Source organism: Sphingomonas bacterium, assembly GCF_028292945.1.
In the GTDB taxonomy this organism is placed as follows: Bacteria; Pseudomonadota; Alphaproteobacteria; order Sphingomonadales; family Sphingomonadaceae; genus Sphingomonas.
The window spans coordinates 1-20,933 of the sequence record NZ_JAQGLJ010000111.1 but is presented as its reverse complement, the minus strand read 5'-3'; the positions used below and the strand labels follow the sequence as shown (position 1 = coordinate 20,933).

Below are 20,933 nucleotides of genomic sequence, written 5' to 3'. Positions count from 1 at the left end.
CGGCCGCTTCGGCGTGATCGCCGGCGGCGACCACGAGACCTCGGAGCAGCGTTTGCTCGATCTCGCTAATCCGGATGCTCCGCCACGTCTGGTCGCCGCGCGCCAAGAGGGCGTGCAATATTCGCTGGCCGATCGCGGCGACGAACTGTTCATTCTTACCAATGCCGACGGCGCGATCGATTTCAAGGTCGTCACCGCGCCGCTGGCGACGCCGTCACGCGACAACTGGCGCGATCTCATTGCGCACCGCGAAGGCGTCTATTTGATCGATATCGATCTGACGGCCGGTCATCTGGTGCGCGTCGAGCGCGCCAACGCGCTGCCGGCGATCATCATCCGCGATCTCACGACCTCCGAAGAACACGCCATCGCGTTCGACGAGGCGGCCTATTCGCTGGATGCGATGGGCGGTTACGAGTTCGACACCACCAATCTGCGGTTTTCCTATTCGTCGATGACGACGCCCTCGGAAGTGTACGACTACGACATGGCGACGCGCGAGCGCGTTTTGCGCAAACAGCAAGAAATTCCCAGCGGCCACAACCCGGCGGATTACGTCACCACGCGCATCATGGCGAAGGCCGAGGACGGCGCCGACGTGCCGGTGTCGATCCTGCACCACAAGGATCTCAAGCGCGACGGCGCGGCCCCGCTGCTGCTCTATGGCTATGGCAGCTACGGCATGGCCATGCCGGCGTCGTTCTCCGCCAACCGGCTCTCGCTGGTGGATCGCGGCTTCGTCTATGCGATCGCGCATATCCGCGGCGGCGCCGACAAAGGCTGGGGCTGGTATCTCGACGGCAAGCGCGACAAGAAGACCAACAGCTTCGATGACTTCGCAGCGAGCGCGCGCGCGCTGATCGCGGAAAACTATTCCAGCGAGCAGCGCATCGTCGGCCACGGCGGCAGCGCCGGCGGCATGCTGATGGGCGCGGTCGCCAACCGCGCCGGCGACCTGTTCGCCGGCATCGTCGCCGAAGTGCCGTTCGTCGACGTGCTCAACACCATGCTCGACGCCGACCTGCCGCTGACGCCGGGCGAATGGCCCGAATGGGGCAACCCGATCGAGGACCCCGCCGCCTTCGACCTGATCCGCGGCTACGACCCGTATCAGAACGTGTCCGCGCAAGGATACCCGCCGCTGTTCATCTCCGGCGGCCTCAACGACCCCCGCGTGACGTACTGGGAGCCGGCGAAATGGGCCGCCAAGCTGCGCGCCACCAAGACCGACGACAACGTCCTGCTGCTCAAGACCAACATGGGCGCGGGGCATGGCGGCAAGTCGGGCAGGTTCGACTCGCTCCGCGAGACGGCGGAGGAACACGCCTTCGTGCTGTGGCAGCTGGGGATCGAACCACAGTCATGCTGAACTCGTTTCAGGGTCCACGCGCGACCCTCGCCGGCAGTAGCCGTGTCGGGGTCGTCGCATGGACCCTGAAACAGGTTCAGGGTGGCGGGGAGCAGAGATGACGCCACCCTTCACCCGCGCCTTCACCGCGCTACCCACCGACATCGACGAACTCGGCCATGTCAACAATGCCGTCTGGGTCCGCTGGGTGCAGGAACTCAGCGTCGACCATTGGAAGGCGGTTGCGCCCGACGACCATCAGGCGGCGCACGTCTGGGTCGTGACGCGCCACGAGATCGACTATCGCGGCAACGTCGCGGTGGGAGAGAGCGTGACCGGCGAGACGTGGGTCGCCGATGCCCCCAAGGGCGCGCGCTTCGACCGCTTGTTCCGGTTCACGGGCGCCGACGGCCGCGTGCGGGTGGAAGGACGATCGACCTGGGCGCTGCTCGACCGCGCCACGGGTCGCCTGCTCCGTATCCGCCCGGAGTTCGCCGCGCCATTCCTGGCCTGATCACGCGCCAAAGTCTGGCGAGATTCACCAGCGTAATTCATCCCTGGGCAAGCATCCTAACGCTAAGTGACTGGAATGACACGGACCAGCCATTTGGCACATCATCTGCAAAGCATTCTGACGAAGCAGGCGACACCGCCCGCCACGCCGGAGAATGCGACCATGAGCGACGCCGCCACCCCGATTTGGGCCCGTTCCGACACGATGCTCGGCGTCTGCCACGGCCTTGGCGAAGAGCTGGGCATCCATGCCAACTGGCTGCGCACCGCGCTGGCGCTGGGCCTGTTCTGGAGCCCGACGGCAATGATCGCGACCTATCTGACGCTGGGCGTGCTGCTCGCCGCGTTCCGCTGGGCCTCGCCGTTGCACGCCCCTGCCGTCGTGGCCGATACGGTGCCGGCGCTGCGCGGCGACAATGACGACGTGCCGATCGCCCGCGCCAGGGCGGCCTAGCCCGAGTTGCGCAGCGCGGTGGCGATCGCGTTTATCGACAGCAGGATGCCCTCGGCGATACGCGGATCGTCCTCGCCCGCGCGGTGGCGCTTCATCAGCTCGACCTGAAGCAGGTTTAGCGGCTCCACATAAGGCAGCCGCAGCCGGATCGAGGCGTCGAGGCGCGGGCTCTTCTCCAGCAACCGCGACTGGCCGGTGGCGGCGAGCAGCCCGTCATGCGCCTGGTCCCAGCCGGCGCGGATGGTGGCGAAGATCGGGCGCAGCTCGTCATCCACCAGCTCGGCATACTGCGCCGCCAGAGCCATGTCGGACTTGGCGAGCACCATCTCCATATTGGCCAGCGTCGACGCGAACAACGGCCACCCCGCCGCCATGTCCGCCAGCAGCGCCGGGTCCTCGAACCCGGCGAGCGCCTGACCGACGCCGTACCAGCCGGGCAGCATGACGCGCGCCTGCGCCCAGCTGAACACCCAGGGAATCGCGCGCAGATCCTCGATCCGGTCCGACCTGGTGCGGCTCGGCGGGCGCGAGCCGATGTTGAGGTTCGCGATCTCCGCGATCGGCGTCATCTGGCGAAAAAAGGTGCGGAAACCCTCCGTCTCATAGACCAGGGCGCGATAGGCACGGAAAGCGCCGGCCGAGAGCCGATCCATCGCGGCGGCGAAGGTGGCGTTCTCCGCAATCGACAGCCGCGGCGGCTCCAGCGTAGCGAGCAGCGTCGCCGACGCCATCGCCTCCAGATTGGCGACCGCGCTGGCGGGCGTGCCGTATTTGCCCGCGATCACCTCGCCCTGTTCGGTGATGCGGATGCGGCCCTCGACCGTGCCCGGCGGCTGCGCGCGAATGGCGGCGAACGACGAGCCGCCGCCGCGCCCCACCGCGCCACCGCGACCGTGGAACAGCTGCAACCCCACGCCGGCCGCGTCGAACACCGGGCGCAGCGCGGCGGATGCCTGACTGAGGCTCCAGGTGGAGGTCAGATAGCCGCCGTCCTTGTTCGAATCCGAATAGCCGATCATCACCTCCTGATGACCGCGCCCGCGCGCCACGACGGCGACCTCGGGCAGCGCGAACCACGCGGCCATGATGCCGGGCGCGGCTTCGAGATCCTCGATCGTCTCGAACAGCGGCACCGCCATGATCGCCGCCGTCGGCTCCGCGCCGGGTCGGTAGAGCCCCGCCTCCTTGAGCAGCAGGTTGACCTCGAGCAGATCGCTGACCGACTTGCCCATCGAGACGATATACTGCGTGATGCACGCCGGGCCGTACCGGCTGTGCGCTGCAGCGGCGGCGCGGACGGTGGCGAGTTCGCCCTGCGTCTCCTCCGTATAGCCCGCGAACGGACTCGCCAGCGGCCGCGGCCCGGCCAGTTCGCGGCGCAGCAACGCGACGCGCGCGTCCTCGTCGAGCGCGGCGTAGTCGGCTTCGACGCCGGCGACCGCCAGCAGCTCTGCGACGACGCGTTCGTGCACCGCAGAGTTCTGGCGCAGATCGAGCGTGGCGAGGTGGAAGCCGAAGAGGTCGACCGCGCGGATCAGCCGCCCGAGCGCGCCGCCGCTCGCCAGCGCGCCACCTCCCGAGGCCGTCAACGCGCGGGAGATCGCGACCAGATCGGCGCGCAGCGCGTGGGGATGCGGGTAAGCCTCGCCGGACAGCGCGCCCGGTCGTGGCGCGGGCTTGCCGGTCAGCGCGAGGTGGGTGGCGGCGAGTCGGGCGTAGATGCCCGACAGCGCACGGCGATAGGGTTCGTCCTGCCGGCTCGTGGCCGCGTCGCCGCTGCGTTCGGCCAGTGCGACGACGGCATCGTCGACCGACGTCTGCGTGCTGGAGATCGACAGCTCCGCGCCGAGCGCATGGACCGCGTCGAGGTAGTGGCCCAGCACCGCTTCCGCCGCTCGCGCAAGCGCGGTGGCGAGCGAGTCCGCAGTGACGAAGGGGTTGCCGTCGCGATCGCCGCCGATCCAGCTGCCCGGCTTGAGAAAGGAGGGCGTCCTGCCCTCCAGCGCCCGGTCCCAGCGCGCATACAGGGCGGGCAGCGCGGGCAGGAACACGTCGCGCAGATAGGACAGCGCGATCTCCACCTCGTCGGTGACGTACAGCCGCTCGCGGCGCAGCGCGCGGGTCTGCCACAGCAGCGCGATCTGGCGACGGATCGCGTCGTCGACGAGATCGCCGTCGGGCGTTTCCGCTTCGCCCGCATCCTTCATCGTCATCAACGCCGCGACACGGTTGCGATGGTCGATCATGCTCTTGCGCCGCACTTCGGTGGGATGCGCGGTCAGCACCGGCGCGACCAGCGCGCGGGCGAGCAGGTCGCGGACGCGATCGGACTCCACACCATCGGCGCGCAGCTTCGCCAGCGCGGCGGCGAGGTCCGCGCCCTCTTCCGCGACCACTCCCTGCCGATCCTCGGCCAGGTTGGCGAGCATGGAGAACAGCATGAATCCCCGCACCACCTCCAGCGCCGTGTCGAGATCGAGATGGGAGAGGTCGAGGTGCTCGTCGCCGGCCTGCCGATGGCGTTCGACCGACGCGCGGCGAATGGCCTCGATCGTCTGGAACGTCTCCTCACCCGCAAAACCGCGGATGACCTCGCCCAGTATGGCGCCGAGAAACCGTACATCGGGGTTGTTGGCGACGGGTGGCAGAGTGTCCATGGCCGCAATGCTGCGCTGCGGGATGCACACGGTCAACAGACCGCACTCTTCCCGCCGCGTGCCGCGCGCGATAAGCGCGCGACATGGACCGTATCATCATCCGCGGCGGCAAGCGTCTGGCCGGCCGCCTGCCCATTTCCGGCGCGAAGAATTCGGCGTTGACGCTGATGCCGTGCGCGTTGCTGACCGACGAGCCGCTGACGTTGCGAAACCTGCCGCGGCTGGCCGATGTCGACAGCTTCGGGCACCTGCTCAATCAGCTCGGCGCGTCGACCAAGATCGAGGGATCGCGCCCGGAGGAGTTCGGGCGGGTGATGACGATCCGCGCCGGCAAGCTGACCTCGTCCGAAGCGCCGTACGACATCGTCCGCAAGATGCGCGCGTCGATCCTGGTGCTGGGTCCGTTGCTCGGCCGGGGCGGCGAGGCGCTCGTCTCGTTGCCGGGCGGGTGCGCGATCGGGAACCGTCCCATCGACCTGCACCTGAAGGCGCTGGAGGCGATCGGCGCGGAGCTGGAGACCGCCGCCGGCTATGTCCGCGCGACCGCGCCGGGCGGTCGGCTGTCGGGCGGGCGCTATCGCTTCCCGGTCGTGTCGGTGGGCGCAACCGAGAATGTCGTCATGGCGGCGGCAACTGCTCGCGGCACCTCGCTGATCGAGAACGCGGCGCGCGAGCCGGAGATCGTCGATCTGTGCCGATTGCTGGTCGCGATGGGCGCGAGCATCGACGGCATCGGCACCAACACCTTGACGATCGAGGGGCGCGACCGGCTGCACGGCGCCACCTATGCCGTCATGCCCGACCGGATCGAGGCGGGCTCCTATGCCTGTGCCGCCGCGATTACCGGCGGCGAGCTGGAGCTGGCGGGCGCGAAGGCGAGCGACATGCGTGCGACGCTGGACGCGCTGGTGGAGGCGGGCGTCGAGGTGACCGAGCTGCCCAACGGCGTGCGCGTGCGCGCCGACGGGCGGCTGCGGCCGATCACGCTCTCGACCGCCCCCTATCCGGGCTTTGCCACCGACATGCAGGCGCAGTTCATGGCGATGCTGCTGATGGCCGACGGTGCGAGCGTGCTGACCGAGACGATCTTCGAGAACCGCTACATGCACGTCCCCGAACTGGCGCGGATGGGCGCACAGGTGCAGGTCAGCGGGCGCACCGCAATCGTGCAGGGCGGCGCGTCACTGGTCGGCGCGCAGGTGATGGCGACCGACCTGCGCGCGTCGATGAGCCTGATCCTCGCCGGGCTGGCGGCGGAGGGCGAGACGCAGGTCAGCCGAGTGTACCACCTCGACCGGGGCTACGAGCGGCTGGAGGAGAAGCTGTCGGCAGTGGGAGCCGATATCGAGCGGGTGGGGGACGGGTAGGGCGCAGCGCGGCAGGCCGGCCACGTCCGGCTGACTCGCGCAAGCCCGGCCGAGGGGTCCGCGCGAAGTATTACTTTGCGGGGTGCCCCGCCGGGTCGGCCCAAATCTTCCTTGGGCCGATCCCGGTCGACGATGCGGCTTTGCCGCGCCGGGCCGTCAGCGAATCCGTTCCGGCACGGCGGCGGCGTCGACGGCGAGGGTGTCCGGGGCGGCAAGCGCCTCCCACGGAAACACGAACCAGTCCTTGTTGACCGTCCTATCCAGCGTTCGCGCGCGATAATCGACGCGTTGCGCCGACGCGATGTTGTCGAGCAGCGTCGCGAACCGGACTGCGCCTTCGGCCGCGCCTGCGCGGGCGAGCGTCGCGCGAAGCAGGCCGATGGTGCGGCCCGAATCGTTGATGTCGTCGACGAACAGCAAGCGTTCGCCGCTATGCGTGCGCCCGGCGAGACGGACGAGCACATCGTCGGCGAAATCCGCGACGTTGCTCGACAGGTCGCAGCTGAGCGTCGGCAGGCCGCTGGCGTGGCTGAGGTACACCGCCGGCACCAGCCCGCCGCGCCCGACTCCGATCAGGCAGGTGGGGCGCCAGTCGTCGGCGGCAATCGCGGCGGCGATGGCGAGCACATCGGCGACGACCTGTTCGTGGCTTACAGGGGTGAAGACCGGCATCAGGCAGCCGCCGCATAGGCGTCGAGCGCCGCCAGGTGCCGCGCCACGTCGGCGTCGGGCAGGAACGAGCCGAGAAAGCTGTTGCGCGCGAGGCGGACCAGGTCGGCGCGGCTCAGCCCTCGTGCCTCGGCCACCGCAAGGTAGTTCGCGCCGACATAGCCGCCGAAATAGGCTGGATCGTCGGAGTTGACGGTGGCGTGCAGCCCCGCCGCCAGCATGCGGTCGATCGGGTGATCGGCAATGTCGGCAACGTTGCGCAACGCCACGTTGGACAAGGGGCACACGGTCAGCGTCATGCCGCTGCGCGCGAGGCGCGCGGTGAGGGCGGCGTCCTCCAGACAGCGGTTGCCGTGATCGAGCCGGTCGACGCCGAGCAGGTCGAGCGCCTCGGCGACATAGGCGGGCGGGCCTTCCTCGCCGGCATGCGCGCACAGCCGGAAACCGCGCGCGCGGGCCTCGGCGAAGACCCGGGCGAACTTCGACGGCGGATGGCCGACCTCCGACGAGTCTAGCCCGACCGCTTCGATCCGGTCTTTCCACGGCGTCGCCTGGTCGAGCGTCGCAAACGCCGCCTCCTCGGACAGATGGCGCAGGAACGAGCAGATCAGCCGCGCGGTGATGCCGTGCTTCGCTTCCGCCTCGTCGATTGCGGCGAGCAGCCCCTCCATCACCGTGTCGAAGGCGATGCCGCGATCGGTGTGGGTCTGGGGATCGAACATGATCTCCGCGTGGACGACGCCGTCCGCCGCGATGCGATCGAAATAGGCGGCGGCGAGGTCGTGGAAATCCCGTGCGGTGATGAGGACCGCCGCCCCCTGATAATAGATGTCGAGAAAGTCCTGGAGGTTGGAAAAGCTGTACGCGGCGCGCACCTCCTCGACGCTGGCGAAGGGGATGGCGATGCTGTTGCGCTCCGCCAGCGCGACCATAAGCTCGGGTTCGAGGCTGCCCTCGATATGGAGGTGCAGTTCGGCCTTGGGCAGGCCGGTGATGAAGGTGGCGAGGTCGGTCATCGGCTGATCCTCAATGCGGCATGCCTCAAGCGCAAGCCCATCTTGTGGTCGCCTCCCCGGCGGAAGCCGGGGCCCAGTCGGCGGTGCCGCGGACTGGACCCCGACGTCCTGGGGGGGAGGGGCAGAAGGCGGAAGCAGCCTAGATGGCCTCCAGCGCCTGCTCCATGTCGGCGATCAGGTCGTCGGCGTCCTCCACGCCGATCGAGATGCGGACGAGGTTGTCGGTGATCCCCAGCGCCTGCTTGCGCGCGTCGGGGACCGACAGGTGCGTCATCCCGGCCGGGTGCGACGCCAGCGTCTCCGTGCCGCCGAGCGATACCGCGAGCTTGGCGATCTTGAGCGCGTCGAGGAAGGCGAACGCCTCGCGCTCGCCGCCCTTGAGGTAAAGTGAGAAGGTCGAACCGCCGCCGGTGCAGTGGCGGCGGTAGATGTCGGCCTGGCGCTCGTCGCCCGCGGTCGTCTCGAGGAAGCCGAGGTAGCCGACGCGCTCGACCTTGGGATGATCGCGCAGCCAGGCGCAGACCTTGGCCGCGTTCTCGCCCGCGCGGCTCATGCGCAGTTCCAGCGTCTCCAGCGACCGCAGCAGCATCCAGGCGGTGTTGGGATCGGTGATCGTGCCGATCGTATTGCGCATCGACCGGACGATGTTGATCTGTTCCTTCGACCCCAGCAGCCCGCCCGCGACCAGATCCGAATGACCGCCGGCATATTTGGTCAGGGAGTAGATGACGAGATCGGCGCCGTGCTTCAGCGGCTGATGCCACAACGGCCCCAGGAACGTGTTGTCGATCGCGATCGGCGGCTTGTCGCCAGCGTGATTCTGGCCCGTCCAGATCGCGTCGCGCGACGCGGCGACCGCCTCGACATCGACCAGCACGTTGGTGGGATTGGCGGGCGACTCCAGATAGATCAGCGCCACGCGGCCGGTCGCTGCCTTGGCCAGCACCGCGTCGATCTCCTCGCGCGTCGCACCGGCGGGGAAGTCTAGCCAGTGGACGCCGAACCGCCCCAGCACGCGCGCGATCAGCGTCTCGGTGGCGGCATAGAGCGGGCCGCTATGCACGATCGTGTCACCGGGCTTGACCATCGACAGGAACAAGGTGGCGATCGCCGACATGCCGGACGAGAAGGCGAGCGCGTCCTCCGCCTCCTCCCAGACGGCGAGGCGATCCTCCAGGATCTCCTGATTGGGGCCGTTGAAGCGCGAATAGACCAGCCCCTCGGCGCCGCCCGGCCGCTTGCCGGTGACACCCTCGAAATGACGCTTGCCGGCAGCGGCGTTGGGGAAGACGAAGGTGGAAGTCAGGAAGATCGGCGGTTTCAGCGATCCTTCCGACAGCGCGGGGTCATAGCCGTGGCCCATCATCAGCGTCGACGGCTTGAGCTTGCGGCCGCCGATCTCGCTGACCTCGGGCTTGGGCTTGCCGCGTGGCGCGGCGACGGCGCTCATGTCGGCTTCGGTCTGATCGGGTGAACTGGGCATGGACGCTCTCCTTGGCGCGACATTACGCGTCGCTGCCGCCCGAGGCGAGACCGATCAGGCTGATCTGGCGACCATAATCCGGCTCGCGGCGGTGGGTGGCGCGGCGGAAGCTGTAGAAGCGGTCCGCGTGCGCATAGGTGTCGAGGCCCAGCGCCTCGACGCGAGTGATGCCGGCAGCGGCGAGGCGGTGGGCGACATAGGCTTCCAGATCGAATCGATGATGGCCCGGCTGACCGGCCGAGAAGAAGCGTTCGTTCGCCGGGTCCGCCTCCTCGAAGCGGCGCGCGAAGCCATCGTCCACCTCGTAGCTGGCGCGCGCGATGCAGGGGCCGATCGCGGCGGCGATCCGCGAGCGGTCCGCGCCGAGCGCCTCCATCGCGGCGAGCGTCGCATCGGTGACGCCGGCGAGCGCGCCCTTCCACCCGGCGTGCGCCGCGCCGACCACGCCGGCCTGCGCGTCTGCGAACAGCACGGGCGCGCAGTCGGCGGTGAGGATGGCGAGCAGCACGCCCGGCCGGTCGGTGACGAGCGCATCCGCGTGCGGCCGGTCGGCGTCGCGCCAGGGTTGCGCGACGGTCGCCACGGCGTGACCGTGGATCTGATACATCCCCACCAGCGCCGCGCCGGGCAGCACCGCGTCGGCCGCGCGACGGCGGTTCTCCGCTACTGCCGCCGGGTCGTCGGCCGAGCCGAAGCCACAGTTGAGCCCGGCGACGAGGCCGGTAGACACGCCGCCGCCCCGGCTGAAGAACGCATGGGGGACAGCGAGCGCGCTGGCCAGGATAGCGTCGATGCTCACAGCGCCAGCCGCATGATCAGGTCGCGATCGACCTGCGTGCCGGTCTGGAAGGCGTAGTCGCCGACATGCACGAAACCGCGCCGCTGATAGAACCGCAACGCGCGGGCATTGTCCTCCCAGACGGTGAGGAAAAGCGCGGGCGCGCTTTCCGCCCGCGCGGTAGCGATCGTCCAGTCCAGCAGCGCAGGACCGATGCCGTCGCCGTGACGGTCGGCGACGACGTAGAGCTGACTTAGCTGAAGCGCGCCCGCGTCGACCAGGGAAGGGTCGAGGAACGGCTGGACCAGCTTCGCATAGCCGAGAATGCGGTCACCATCGACCGCGAGGCGAAAGCGGTTCGCGGGATCGGCGAGGTCGCGCAGCAGCTTGCCGTCCGGGCCATACGCCCCCGCGACATACGCTTGCAGGTCGCTGTCGGGCGCGGAGCCGGCGAACGTCTCAAGCCAGATCGCGCGTGCCATCGCGTCCAGATTGGAACCGTCGGCAGGCGTCGCGTCGCGATAAGTGGTGCTCATCAATCAGCTCCTAACGTCACCCTGAACTTGTTTCAGCATCCACGCGTGACGATTGCGTCATTGGCGGTCGGCTCTTTGTCGGGCTGTCGCGCATGGACCCTGAAACAAGTTCAGGGTGACGGACGTCGTCAAAAACCGGCCGGTCGCGGCCAGCCTGGCGCAGTGACGCCGAGCACCTTGAACAGCGCGCCCATGTCGTTGACCAGCCGCACGCGGTCGGCGGCGATCGCGTCCCCGCGCTCCGGTGTAGTGCGGGCGAGCGCGGCGGCGCGCGCGTCGATGCCGAGCCGGATCAGCCACTCGCCCTGCTCGACCGGCCCCCACGCGACCGCCCCTTCGGTCTGCGCCGCAGCCGCGAGCGTGGTGAAGTCGACATGCGCGGTCAGGTCCTGCTCGCCGGGTGCGTCGTACGGGTTGGCGGGGGCGTGGCCGCGAACCGCCTGAAAGGTATCGCCGAGCGCCGGGCCTTCATGACCATAGTCGATCACCAGCAGCGCGCCGCCCTGCGCGGCGAGCCGGCGGGCGAGCTGACGGATGACGGCCACGCTCGCGGGCGAGATCTCCAGCACGCTGCCGGGCGGTGCATCGCGCAGCGGCGCCGGGATTACCGCATCGGGCACCGGGGGGCCGGCAATCGGCAGGAACAGCAGGTCCTGGCAGGCGACCAGCCGCTCGCGCCAGCTGTCCGCGCCGCGCAGAAGCTGGCGGATCGGCAGCGCGTCGAAGAACTCGTTGGCGACGACGATCAGCGGGCGGTCGGCGGGGAGCGTGTCGACCGCGTCATGCCATGTCGCGCCCGCGACGCGTTCGGCCTGCGCGGTGCGCAAGGTCGGAGAGGTCTCGACAAGGTGGATGGAGGGGGTGAGGCCCGCCTTCGCCATCGCGCGCGACGCGTCGGCGGCGAGCGTGCCACGGCCGGGGCCAAGCTCCACCCACGCGACATCCGGTCGGCCGGCGCGATCCCACAGGTCCGCGCCCCACAGCCCGACCAGCTCGCCGAACATCTGGCTGATCTCTGGCGCGGTGGTGAAATCGCCACCCGCGCCCAGCGGATCGCGCGTGGCGTAATAATGAGCGTTCGCCGCGCCCATGAATTGCGACAACGACATCGGCCCGGCAAGCGCGATCGCGCGGGCAAGGCGCTCGGGGAGGAGGGGGGACGACACTCAATCCTCCCCGGGACGGGGAGGTGGCAGTCGCGTCAGCGGCTGACGGAGGGGGCTCTCGACCAAGCGTACTGCCCCTGGCCCGCCCCCTCCACCACTCGCGACGCGAGCGGTCCCCCTCCCGGTCCCGGGAAGGATTTCAGGCCACACTCGCACTGCCCGCGATCGGCTCCACCCGTGTCCGCCGCCTCGGCGCGGTCACGATCAGGTACACGCCGCCAACGATCATCGGCACGCAAAGCCATTGACCCATGTGCAGCCCCGTCGCGGCGACGCGCTGCGTCCATTCCTGCCCGTCGGGTTCGCGGAAGAATTCGACGAGAAAGCGCGCCAGGCCGTAGCCGAGGATGAACAGCCCGACGAGCTTGCCCGGCTCGTAGCGCGCCTGCGTCCGCCGGAACGCCCACCAGAGCAGCGCGAACAGCGCCACGCCCTCCAGCCCCGCCTCGTACAGCTGCGATGGATGGCGCGACGGCTCCAGCCCCGACGACACGGTGCGGTCGAAGACGATGCCCCAGGCGACGTCGGTCGGCTTGCCCCACAATTCGCCGTTCACGAAATTCGCGAGCCGGCCGAAAAACAGCCCGAACGGAACGACGCAGGCGACGTAATCATGGATGCGCAGCCAGTTTAGCCCATGCTTGCGCGCGAACAGGATGAGGCCGAGCGAGGTGCCGATCACGCCGCCATGGAACGACATGCCCCCGTCCCACAGCCGCAAAATGCGCAGCGGCGACGCGATCATCTCCGGCGCGTAGAACAGGATGTAGCCGAGCCGTCCGCCCAGGATGATGCCCAGCGTCGCATAAAACACCAGATCGTCGGCATGCCGCCGCGCCATCGGCGCGCCCGGCTGCGCGATCAGCTTGAGCAGATACCACCAGCCGATGACGATGCCGGCGATATAGGCCAGGCTGTACCAGCGCAGCGTGAACCAGCCGATCGAGAAGACGTTCGGGTCGAGGCCCAGTTCGCTGAAGCGGACGTGGCCGGTGGGGTCGCCGACCGCGGTAACGGCCTGAGCCAAACTAAACAGGATCAAGGCTTTTCCCCCGGCATTCGCGCCTGCATAAAGGGCCAAAGAACCAAACGGAAGCGGAGAGAGCCATGCCGAGCCAGCTGGACCAGCGGATGAACGCGACGATGGCCGCGCTCACCGCGCCCGCCGGCATGCTGCCGGTCGGATCGAAGCCGTCGCGCTGGGGCGTCGATCTGCCCGTCATCACCGCCGCGCCGCCCAGCCTGGCGCACTACATGGCGCACTACGCGCACGAGCATGGCGCGGCGACCTTCCTGGTCGCTGGCGAGGAGCGGCTGACCTATGCCGAGGTGCATGCGCTGGCGCAGCGGGTCGCGCGCGGGCTGATCGCGCGCGGGGTGCGCAAGGGCGACCGGGTCGGCATCGCGATGCGCAACTCGCCCAGCTGGATCGCCACCTATATGGGCGTGCTGATCGCGGGTGGCGTGGCCACATTGCTCAACGGCTGGTGGCAGAGCGAGGAGATGAGCGTGGCGGTCCACGACGTCGAATGCTCGCTGATCGTTGCGGACGGCCCCCGCTGCAAGCGACTGCGCGCGGTCGCCGGGCTGCCGACGCTGATCGAACTGGACGACACGCTGGCGCTGGAAGAGGCGCTGGCGCCGCTGCTTGAAGACGTTGGGGATCTGCCGGAGCTTGGGCCCGACGACTGGGCGACGATCCTGTTCACCAGCGGCTCGACCGGCCAGTCGAAGGGCGCGATCTCGACGCATGGCGCGGTGCTGCAGGGGGTGTTCAACTATCTCGCGCAGGCCTTGATGATGATGGGGCTGGCGACGCAGGACGGCAATCCGCCGCAGGGCCAGCCCTCGACGCTGCTCAACGTGCCGCTGTTCCACGTCACCGCCGAGGTGCCCGTGTTCCTGCAGAGCTTCGCGATAGGACGCAAGCTGGTGCTGATGCCCAGATGGGACGCGGAGGAGGCGATGCGGCTGATCCAGCAGGAGGGCGTCAGCTATTTTGTCGGCGTGCCGTTGATGAGCTTCGAGATCCTCAACCATCCCCGACGGGCCGAATACGATCTGTCGACGGTCACGGACTTCGCGGCCGGCGGCGCGCCGCGGCCGGTCGAGCACGTCAAGCGGCTGAAGGAGGAGATGGGCGGGCCCAAGGGCGAGGGCGCGCCGCTGATCGGCTATGGCCTGACCGAGACCAACGGCGTGGGCACGGGCAATTGGCGCGACAATTACCTCGCCAAGCCGAACTCCGCCGGGCTGCCGAGCCGGCCGCTGGTCGACCTGGCGATCCTGGACGACGCCGGTCGCGCGCTGGCGCAGGGCGAACGCGGCGAGATCGGCATCCGCACCGCGTGCAACTTCACCGAATATTGGGGCAATCCCGAGGCGACGGCGGCGGCGTTCACCGCCGACGGATACTTCCTGACCGGCGACATCGGCTATCTCGACGAGGACGGCTATCTGTTCATCGTCGACCGCAAGAAGGACATCATCATCCGCGGCGGCGAGAACATCAGCTGCCAGGAGGTCGAGGCGGCGCTGTACGAGCATCCGGCGGTGGCCGAAGCGGCGGTGTTCGGACTGGCCGACGAGCGGATGGGCGAAGTGCCGGGTGCCGTGGTGCACCTGGCGGAGGGTGCGTCGATGGACGAAGCCGCGCTGCAGGGGTTCCTCGGCGAGCACATCGCCGCGTTCAAGGTGCCGGCGCGGATCTGGCTGTCGGCGGATGCACTCCCCCGGCTGGGGACGGAGAAGATCGACAAGGTCGGGCTGCGCAACGCGTATCGCGCCAAGTGGGCGTTGGAACGGGCCTGATCTCCCTCTCCCGCTTGCGGGAGAGGCGAGGAGGTGACGCCCGCCTCGGCCCCCGCTAACGCCTCCCCATGATCTCCCGGCGGCAACTCCTGATCGGTGGCGGCGCCGGGGTCGGCCTCCTCGTCGGCTGGGCGGTGTGGCCGCGCGAATATCCGACGAACCTCACCTCCAGCCCCGGTGAGACGGTGTTCGGCGCGTGGCTGAAGATCGGCGCGGACGGGCATGTCGTCGTCGCCGTACCGCAGGTCGAGCACGGCCAGGGGGTGTACACCGTCTTGCCGCAGATCGTCGCCGACGAACTCGGCGCGGACTGGCGCACGGTCGGCGTGGAGGCGGCGCCGGTCAACCCGCTCTATGCCAACCCGCTCGCGCTGGCGGAGCTGACCGGGATGCCGCCGGGGCGTCTGGTCGACGCACCGATGCTGACCGGCGGCTCGTCGTCGGTGCGGCAGTGGGAGGGCGAATGTCGACGCGCGGGCGCGGCGGCGCGGTGCCTGCTGCTCAAGGCGGCGGCGCGGCGATGGGGCGCGAACTGGGAGGAGTGCAACGTCGCCGATGGCTTCGTCACGCTTGGCAAGCAGCGGCTGCGCTTTGCGGTGCTGGCGGCGGACGCGGCGGGCGAGACGCTGCCCGACCCGCTACCGCTCGGCAGCAGTGGCGCGGGGCGGCTGACAGGCAAGTCGCTGCCGCGGCTCGACGCGCCGGCGAAGGTCGACGGCTCGGCCAACTTCGCGGCCGACATCCGCCTGCCCGACATGATCCACGCCGCCGTCCGCCAGGGTCCGACGGGCGCGAGCCGGCTGATCCGCGTCGATCGCGCGGCGGCGGACCGCGTGGCGGGCGTGGTCGCGGTGATCGAGACGGAGGGCTGGGTCGCCGCCGCCGCCACGACAGGCTATGCGGCGGAGCGCGCGCTCGACGCGATGCGGCCACGGTTCGAGACGAGCGGGGGGGTGGTGGACGACGCCCGCATCGCACGCGCGCTGGATGCCGCGCTGAAGCGACCGGGCACGCGGATGGCCTCGGTCGGCGACCCCGATCCGCTGCTTGCCGGTGCCGGGCTGGTGAGCGCGCGCTACGACGTGCGTCCGGGCCTGCATGCCGCGATCGAGACGCCGAGCGCCACCGCCGCCTTTCGTGACGGGCGGTTGGAATTGTGGCTGGCGACGCAGGCACCCGGCCTGGCGCGAGCAGCGGCAGCGCGCGCGGCGGGCGTCGCGGAGAGCGCGGTGACGGTGCACCCGCTGATGCTCGGCGGCTCGTTTGGCGAGGGGCTCGACACGCGCGTCGCGCAGCAGGCGGCGCTGCTCGCCGTCAGGCTACGGCGGCCGGTCAGCGTGGTCTGGTCGCGCGGCGAGGCGTGTCGGCAGAACTTGGTACGCCCGCCCGTGGCGGCGCAGATGACCGCGCGGCTGGCGGCGAACGGCGGCATCGCCGCCTGGCGCGCGCAGATCGCCTCGCCCGCGGCCGGTCGCGCGCTGCACCGGCGGCTCGCGCCCGGCGCGACGGGAAAGGCGGCGGGGCTGCTGGCGAGCGGCGATGCGTACAGCGTGTCGGGCGCGGCGACGCCCTATCGGCTGCCGGCGCTGGCGGTAGATTGGCATGAGGCCGAGCTCGACCTGCCGACCGGGCACCTGCGCGGTGGTGCGGATGGCTGGACCTGCTTCTTCACCGAAAGTTTCCTCGACGAGGTGGTGCGCGCCGCCAACCAGGAGCCGGTCTCCTACCGCATCGGCATGCTGGGCGGCGATGCGCGTGCGGCGCGGTGCCTGTCGACCGCGGCCTCGCTGGGCGGCTGGGACGGCGGTGCCGCCGGGAGCGGGCAGGGCATCGCCTGCCACAGCTTTCGCGGCAGCCATGTCGCGGTACTGGCGGAAGCGACGCTCGATAGCGGAAGCGTGCGCGTCCAGCGGCTCGTCGCGGCGGTCGATTGCGGGCGGATGATCAACCCCGACCTGGTGCGCCAGCAGATCGAGGGCGGGCTGATCTTCGGGCTGGCGCAGGCGACGGGCGCCGCCACCGGCTATGCCCGCAACATCGCCAGCGTCACCAATTTCGGCGACCTCCGCCTGCCGCGCCTCGCCGACACGCCCGACATCACGGTGGAACTGATCGGCAGCGACGCGCCGCCCGGCGGGGTCGGCGACCTGGCCGTACCGCCCGTCGCGCCGGCGATCGCCAACGCGCTGGCGAGTGCGACGGGGCGGCGGTTTAGGACGCTGCCGCTGACTTAGGATGCCGCCGCGTGCAATTCTGTTCCCCTCCCGCGTGCAGGAGGGGTTAGGGGAGGGCATGTCACCGCTTCTCGACATCCCCTCCGCCAGCCCCTCCCGCGCGCGGGAGGGGAGCAACGCCCCACCCCCCGATCACCCCGTCATCCCGCCCCGCAAGCTGGGCGTGCTGCTCATCAATCTCGGCACCCCCGATGGCCCCGACACCCGCAGCGTGCGGCGCTACCTGGCCGAGTTCCTGTCGGACCGGCGCGTCGTCGAGCTGCCTGCGATCGCCTGGCAACCGATCCTGCGTGGCGTGATCCTGCGCACGCGGCCGCGGAAGTCGGCGCACGCGTACAAGCAGGTCTGGCGCGACGACGGCTCGCCGCTCGCCGCGATCACGCGCGCGCAGTCGGTGGCGCTGCAGGGGGCGTGGGGCAGCGAGGTCGTGGTCGACTGGGCCATGCGCTATGGCCGGCCCGCGATCGCCGAGCGGCTGCACGCGCTGAAGGATCAGGGGTGCGAGCGCATCCTGCTCGCGCCATTGTACCCGCAATATTGCGCGGCGACGACCGCAACCGCCAACGACAAGGCGTTCGCGGCGCTGGCGGGCATGCGCTGGCAGCCCGCGATCCGGACGCTGCCGCCTTACCATGACGACCCTGCGTATATCGACGCGCTGAAGACGACGATCGAAGGCGGGCTGGCCGCGCTGCCATTCCAGCCCGATGCGATCGTTGCGAGTTTTCACGGCATGCCCAAGCGGACGCTGCAGCTGGGCGACCCCTATCATTGCCACTGCCAGAAGACCGCGCGGCTGCTGTCGGAAGCGCTTGGCCGCGAGCTCGTCGTGGCGTTCCAGTCCCGCTTCGGGCCGGCCAAGTGGCTGGGACCGGCGACCGACGAGGAGCTGGTGCGGCTCGCGCGCGAGGGGAAGAAGCGGGTGGCGATCTTTGCTCCGGGCTTTTCGGCGGACTGCCTTGAGACGCTGGAGGAACTGTCGATTCGCGGGCGCGAGAGCTTCGTCGCGGCGGGGGGAACGGACTTCGCCTATCTGCCCTGCCTGAACGACAGCGCGCCGGGCGTGGCGATGCTCAAGACGATCCTGACCAGGGAGCTTGCCGGCTGGCGCAACGCTCCCTAGCCTGCTCGTAACAACGAACAAAGGAGAGGTGGCATGGCACGCGTAGCGATCGTGACGGGTGGCACGCGCGGGATCGGCGAGGCGATCAGCGTGATGCTGACGGGGCTCGGTGTCACCGTGGCGGCGAACTACGCGGGCAACACCGCGCGGGCGGAGGAGTTCACCGGCCGGACGGGCATCCGTGCCTTCCAGTGGGACGTGAGCGATTTCGACGCGACCCAGGCGGGCGTGGCGGCGGTCGAGGCCGCGCTGGGGCCGGTCGATATCGTCGTCAACAATGCCGGCATCACCCGCGACGGCACCCTCATGAAGATGAGCAAGGCGTCCTGGAACGAGGTGATCGACACCAACCTCGGCGGCTGCTTCACCATGGCCAAGGCGGTGTTCACGGGCATGAAGGAGCGCGGCTGGGGCCGGATCGTCAACATCGGCTCGGTCAACGGCCAGGCGGGACAGTACGGGCAGGTCAACTATGCCGCTGCAAAGTCGGGCATCCACGGCTTCACCAAGGCGCTCGCGCAGGAAGGCGCGCGGTTCGGCATCACCGTGAACGCGATCGCGCCCGGCTACATCGACACCGACATGGTCGCCGCCGTGCCGGGCGACGTGCTCGCCAAGATCGTGCAGCGCATCCCGGTCGGGCGGCTCGGCCAGGCGAACGAGATCGCACGCGGGGTCGCGTTCCTGGTGGCGGAGGATGCGGGGTTCGTGACCGGATCGACGCTGAGCATCAATGGCGGGCAGCATATGTACTGACGGGCGCAGCGGCGTGGCGGCAGCGCCGCACGGCCGCGATGTGCGCGCCCGCAAGGCGGGCAGCGCAGCGCCCGGCACGGCCGGCGGGTCGGCCGAGCGGGTCGGCCGATCCCGTTCGACGTCACGACGGCGGCTTTGCCGTCGGCGCGCCCGCGAGCAGTGAAGGTTCGGTCGCGGCAAAGCCGCGCCCTTGATGTCGAACGGGTCCGGCGTAGCCGACCCGCCGGCCGTGCTTGGCTGCGCGCGATGCGCGTCAGCGCGGACGTGGCCGCGCTTCAGCCTGCAAAAAAACTAGGGGGCCGGCCGCCAAACGACAGCCGACCCCCACGCCCCCAAACGCTACGCGGGGGAACTCGATACGCTACGCGAAATTGTGAAAGCGGCTGGTCCGGGGCGCTGCCGCCCCGGGCGTCACCTCAGCGGCGGCAGTAATTCGGCCGATCGCTGCGATCGATCGCCCGTCCCGCCAGCGCGCCGGCACCGGCCCCGAGCACGGTGCCCAGCAGGCGGTCGCCGCGGTTGTCGATGGTGCGGCCGAGCAACCCGCCGGCGATGGCGCCGATGATGGTGCCGCCGTCGCCGTCCTTGCACTTCTGCCGGGCGCGAGAGCGGGCATAGCCGTCGTCGCCGCGATACTCGCGCTGGTAGTTCTGCTCGTAACCACGACGATAGCGCTGCGCGTCGGCGGCCGTGGCGGGGACGATTGCGGTGGCGGTCATCGCCAGGGCCGCACCGAACAGGCTGAGCTTCTTGATCATGACGGTCACTCCCGTGCTGGTTGCTCGATTGGCGGCGGAACTGCCGTCGCCTTGGAATGACTTATCGCCGAGTCGCATTGAGCCGACCCTGAATGCCCCCGTTATCGCCGGTTAAGGGAGAGTGGCATCGGCGCGCCGACGCGCTACGGCCATCGGCGATGCGCGCCCGTACCCTTTTGTTCGTCGTGGTCGCGGTCTGCGGGGCGGGGACCGGCTGGTCCGGAGAGTCGCGGCTGGACCTGTTCGGCGCACGCCCGCAGATGACCGCGACCCGGGTGCCGCTCGACCCCGACGATCCGACGCGACGCCGGATCGGGCGGTTGACGTTCATGGGCGGGGTCCACCTGACCAGCGCCGATCCCGCGTTTGGCGGCTTTTCGGCGCTGGCGGTGGTCGGCGACCGGGTGACGATGCTGAGCGACGGCGGCAATATCGTGGCGTTCAGGCTGGGCGGGGACGGACAGCTGTCGGACCAGCGGTTCGCGGCGTTGCCGGGCGGACCGGCGACCGGGTGGCGCAAGCTGGACCGCGACAGCGAGGCGCTGGCGATCGACCCGCGTACCGGCGCGACCTGGGTGGCGTTCGAGCGCGCCAATCAGATCTGGCGCTATTCGTCGGCGCTGAGGCACGCTCAGGCCTCAGCACGTCCGGCGGCGATGCGGCGCTGGCGGGCGAACGGCGGCGCGGAAGCGTTGGTCAGACGCCGCGACGGCAGCTTCGTCGCGATCGAGGAAGGGCGGGCCCCGGGGCGGCCGTGGCGCGCGGGTCTGGTCTGGGCGGGCGATCCGACGGTCAAGGCCGAACCGGCGTTCCGGTTCCGCTACCTGCCCCCGGCCGGCTACGATCCGGCGGACGCGGTCGAACTGCCGGACGGACGATTGCTGGTGCTCAATCGCTGGTTCGGCTTGCCGCTGCGCTTCGCCAACATCCTGGTGGCGATCGATCCCCATGCGATCCGGTCCGGTGCGGCGGTGCGGGGGCAGGTGATCGCGCGGCTTGCTGCCCCGCTGACCCACGACAATTTCGAAGGAGTCGCGGCGAGCGTCGAGCGCGGGCGGACGATCATCTGGCTGTTGAGCGACGATAATCAGACGTCGCTGGAGCGGACGCTGCTGCTGAAGTTCCGGCTGGACGATCCTCCCCGGTCACAGGGAGGTGGCAGCCGCGTCAGCGGCTGACGGAGGGGCTCTCGACGCAGTGCGGCTTGTGGCCCTTCCCCTCCACCACCCGGCTGCACCGGGCGGTCCCCCTCCCCGTGAACGGG

Annotated in this window: 18 protein-coding genes; 9 read left to right on the top strand and 9 right to left on the bottom strand. The window is 69.9% G+C overall.

The window, feature by feature from the left end:
• From JWN21_RS12055 to JWN21_RS12045, 3 genes are all read left to right on the top strand, one after another.
• On the top strand, nucleotides 1–1,369 hold a 1,369-nt coding region (locus JWN21_RS12055), incomplete at its 5' end, for a prolyl oligopeptidase family serine peptidase (protein WP_299650369.1).
• A 97-nt stretch (nucleotides 1,370–1,466) separates the two neighbouring features.
• Nucleotides 1,467–1,862 (top strand): thioesterase family protein, encoded by a 396-nt coding sequence (locus JWN21_RS12050; protein ID WP_299650366.1) that lies wholly within the window; start codon nucleotides 1,467–1,469, stop codon nucleotides 1,860–1,862.
• Between the two features lie 93 nt (nucleotides 1,863–1,955).
• The gene (locus JWN21_RS12045; RefSeq protein ID WP_299650363.1) at nucleotides 1,956–2,315 is read left to right on the top strand and encodes a PspC domain-containing protein; all 360 of its coding nucleotides are present in this window, start codon (nucleotides 1,956–1,958) and stop codon (nucleotides 2,313–2,315) included.
• On the opposite strand, the gene ppc is transcribed toward JWN21_RS12045, so the two are convergent.
• On the bottom strand, nucleotides 2,312–4,972 hold the full coding sequence (ppc, locus tag JWN21_RS12040) for a phosphoenolpyruvate carboxylase (protein WP_299650360.1): 2,661 nt from the start codon (nucleotides 4,970–4,972) through the stop codon (nucleotides 2,312–2,314). The two genes, JWN21_RS12045 and ppc, sit on opposite strands and share 4 nt — an antisense overlap.
• 83 nt (nucleotides 4,973–5,055) lie before the next feature.
• Here ppc and murA point away from each other — a divergent pair, with 83 nt between their 5' ends.
• Nucleotides 5,056–6,339, top strand: a complete 1,284-nt coding sequence (gene murA / locus JWN21_RS12035; RefSeq protein ID WP_299650357.1) for a UDP-N-acetylglucosamine 1-carboxyvinyltransferase — start codon at nucleotides 5,056–5,058, stop codon at nucleotides 6,337–6,339.
• Nucleotides 6,340–6,495: 156 nt separating this feature from the next.
• Here the strand turns inward: murA and JWN21_RS12030 are convergent, their stop codons facing one another.
• The 7 genes from JWN21_RS12030 to lgt form a co-directional block, all read right to left on the bottom strand.
• Nucleotides 6,496–7,011 carry a phosphoribosyltransferase gene (locus tag JWN21_RS12030; RefSeq protein ID WP_299650354.1) on the bottom strand — a complete coding sequence of 172 codons (516 nt, stop codon included), beginning with the start codon at nucleotides 7,009–7,011 and terminating at the stop codon, nucleotides 6,496–6,498.
• Entirely contained in the window at nucleotides 7,011–8,024 is a 1,014-nt protein-coding gene (locus JWN21_RS12025) for an adenosine deaminase (protein ID WP_299650351.1), read from the bottom strand. Before JWN21_RS12025 ends, JWN21_RS12030 begins: the two co-directional genes overlap by 1 nt.
• Before the next feature lie 139 nt (nucleotides 8,025–8,163).
• Nucleotides 8,164–9,474 carry a cystathionine gamma-synthase family protein gene (locus JWN21_RS12020; RefSeq protein ID WP_299650378.1) on the bottom strand — a complete coding sequence of 437 codons (1,311 nt, stop codon included), beginning with the start codon at nucleotides 9,472–9,474 and terminating at the stop codon, nucleotides 8,164–8,166.
• Between the two features lie 55 nt (nucleotides 9,475–9,529).
• Nucleotides 9,530–10,306, bottom strand: coding sequence for a peptidoglycan editing factor PgeF (gene pgeF, locus JWN21_RS12015; RefSeq protein ID WP_299650348.1), 777 nt, complete (start codon nucleotides 10,304–10,306; stop codon nucleotides 9,530–9,532).
• The gene (locus JWN21_RS12010) at nucleotides 10,303–10,821 is read right to left on the bottom strand and encodes a GNAT family N-acetyltransferase (protein WP_299650345.1); all 519 of its coding nucleotides are present in this window, start codon (nucleotides 10,819–10,821) and stop codon (nucleotides 10,303–10,305) included. Before JWN21_RS12010 ends, pgeF begins: the two co-directional genes overlap by 4 nt.
• A 128-nt stretch (nucleotides 10,822–10,949) precedes the next feature.
• Nucleotides 10,950–11,930, bottom strand: a complete 981-nt coding sequence (locus tag JWN21_RS12005; protein ID WP_299650375.1) for an SAM-dependent methyltransferase — start codon at nucleotides 11,928–11,930, stop codon at nucleotides 10,950–10,952.
• Nucleotides 11,931–12,126: 196 nt separating this feature from the next.
• Nucleotides 12,127–13,026, bottom strand: coding sequence for a prolipoprotein diacylglyceryl transferase (lgt, locus tag JWN21_RS12000; protein WP_299650372.1), 900 nt, complete (start codon nucleotides 13,024–13,026; stop codon nucleotides 12,127–12,129).
• A 68-nt stretch (nucleotides 13,027–13,094) separates the two neighbouring features.
• Here lgt and JWN21_RS11995 point away from each other — a divergent pair, with 68 nt between their 5' ends.
• From JWN21_RS11995 to phbB, 4 genes are all read left to right on the top strand, one after another.
• Nucleotides 13,095–14,798, top strand: coding sequence for a class I adenylate-forming enzyme family protein (locus tag JWN21_RS11995; protein ID WP_299650342.1), 1,704 nt, complete (start codon nucleotides 13,095–13,097; stop codon nucleotides 14,796–14,798).
• 68 nt (nucleotides 14,799–14,866) lie between these two features.
• Nucleotides 14,867–17,032 (top strand): molybdopterin cofactor-binding domain-containing protein, encoded by a 2,166-nt coding sequence (locus JWN21_RS11990; protein WP_299650339.1) that lies wholly within the window; start codon nucleotides 14,867–14,869, stop codon nucleotides 17,030–17,032.
• 58 nt (nucleotides 17,033–17,090) lie between these two features.
• Nucleotides 17,091–18,155, top strand: a complete 1,065-nt coding sequence (gene hemH / locus JWN21_RS11985; protein WP_299650336.1) for a ferrochelatase — start codon at nucleotides 17,091–17,093, stop codon at nucleotides 18,153–18,155.
• Between the two features lie 33 nt (nucleotides 18,156–18,188).
• Nucleotides 18,189–18,911 (top strand): acetoacetyl-CoA reductase, encoded by a 723-nt coding sequence (gene phbB, locus JWN21_RS11980; protein WP_299650333.1) that lies wholly within the window; start codon nucleotides 18,189–18,191, stop codon nucleotides 18,909–18,911.
• A 416-nt stretch (nucleotides 18,912–19,327) separates the two neighbouring features.
• Here phbB and JWN21_RS11975 read toward each other — a convergent pair whose 3' ends face one another.
• On the bottom strand, nucleotides 19,328–19,669 hold the full coding sequence (locus JWN21_RS11975) for a glycine zipper 2TM domain-containing protein (protein WP_299650330.1): 342 nt from the start codon (nucleotides 19,667–19,669) through the stop codon (nucleotides 19,328–19,330).
• A 158-nt stretch (nucleotides 19,670–19,827) separates the two neighbouring features.
• Here JWN21_RS11975 and JWN21_RS11970 point away from each other — a divergent pair, with 158 nt between their 5' ends.
• Nucleotides 19,828–20,847 (top strand): esterase-like activity of phytase family protein, encoded by a 1,020-nt coding sequence (locus tag JWN21_RS11970; RefSeq protein WP_299650327.1) that lies wholly within the window; start codon nucleotides 19,828–19,830, stop codon nucleotides 20,845–20,847.
• Nucleotides 20,848–20,933 lie beyond the last annotated feature (86 nt).

What these genes read in the sequence shown, in the direction of transcription:
- phbB (WP_299650333.1), top strand. Translation starts at nt 18,189, where the DNA reads ATGGCACGCGTAGCGATCGTGACGGGTGGCACGCGCGGGATCGGCGAG.
- murA (WP_299650357.1), top strand. Translation starts at nt 5,056, where the DNA reads ATGGACCGTATCATCATCCGCGGCGGCAAGCGTCTGGCCGGCCGCCTG.
- JWN21_RS11975 (WP_299650330.1), bottom strand. Translation starts at nt 19,669, where the DNA reads ATGATCAAGAAGCTCAGCCTGTTCGGTGCGGCCCTGGCGATGACCGCC.
- JWN21_RS12050 (WP_299650366.1), top strand. Translation starts at nt 1,467, where the DNA reads ATGACGCCACCCTTCACCCGCGCCTTCACCGCGCTACCCACCGACATC.
- JWN21_RS12030 (WP_299650354.1), bottom strand. Translation starts at nt 7,011, where the DNA reads ATGCCGGTCTTCACCCCTGTAAGCCACGAACAGGTCGTCGCCGATGTG.
- JWN21_RS12025 (WP_299650351.1), bottom strand. Translation starts at nt 8,024, where the DNA reads ATGACCGACCTCGCCACCTTCATCACCGGCCTGCCCAAGGCCGAACTG.
- JWN21_RS12005 (WP_299650375.1), bottom strand. Translation starts at nt 11,930, where the DNA reads ATGTCGTTGTCGCAATTCATGGGCGCGGCGAACGCTCATTATTACGCC.
- ppc (WP_299650360.1), bottom strand. Translation starts at nt 4,972, where the DNA reads ATGGACACTCTGCCACCCGTCGCCAACAACCCCGATGTACGGTTTCTC.
- JWN21_RS12010 (WP_299650345.1), bottom strand. Translation starts at nt 10,821, where the DNA reads ATGAGCACCACTTATCGCGACGCGACGCCTGCCGACGGTTCCAATCTG.
- JWN21_RS11970 (WP_299650327.1), top strand. Translation starts at nt 19,828, where the DNA reads ATGCGCGCCCGTACCCTTTTGTTCGTCGTGGTCGCGGTCTGCGGGGCG.
- JWN21_RS11995 (WP_299650342.1), top strand. Translation starts at nt 13,095, where the DNA reads ATGCCGAGCCAGCTGGACCAGCGGATGAACGCGACGATGGCCGCGCTC.
- JWN21_RS11990 (WP_299650339.1), top strand. Translation starts at nt 14,867, where the DNA reads ATGATCTCCCGGCGGCAACTCCTGATCGGTGGCGGCGCCGGGGTCGGC.
- JWN21_RS12020 (WP_299650378.1), bottom strand. Translation starts at nt 9,474, where the DNA reads ATGAGCGCCGTCGCCGCGCCACGCGGCAAGCCCAAGCCCGAGGTCAGC.
- hemH (WP_299650336.1), top strand. Translation starts at nt 17,091, where the DNA reads ATGTCACCGCTTCTCGACATCCCCTCCGCCAGCCCCTCCCGCGCGCGG.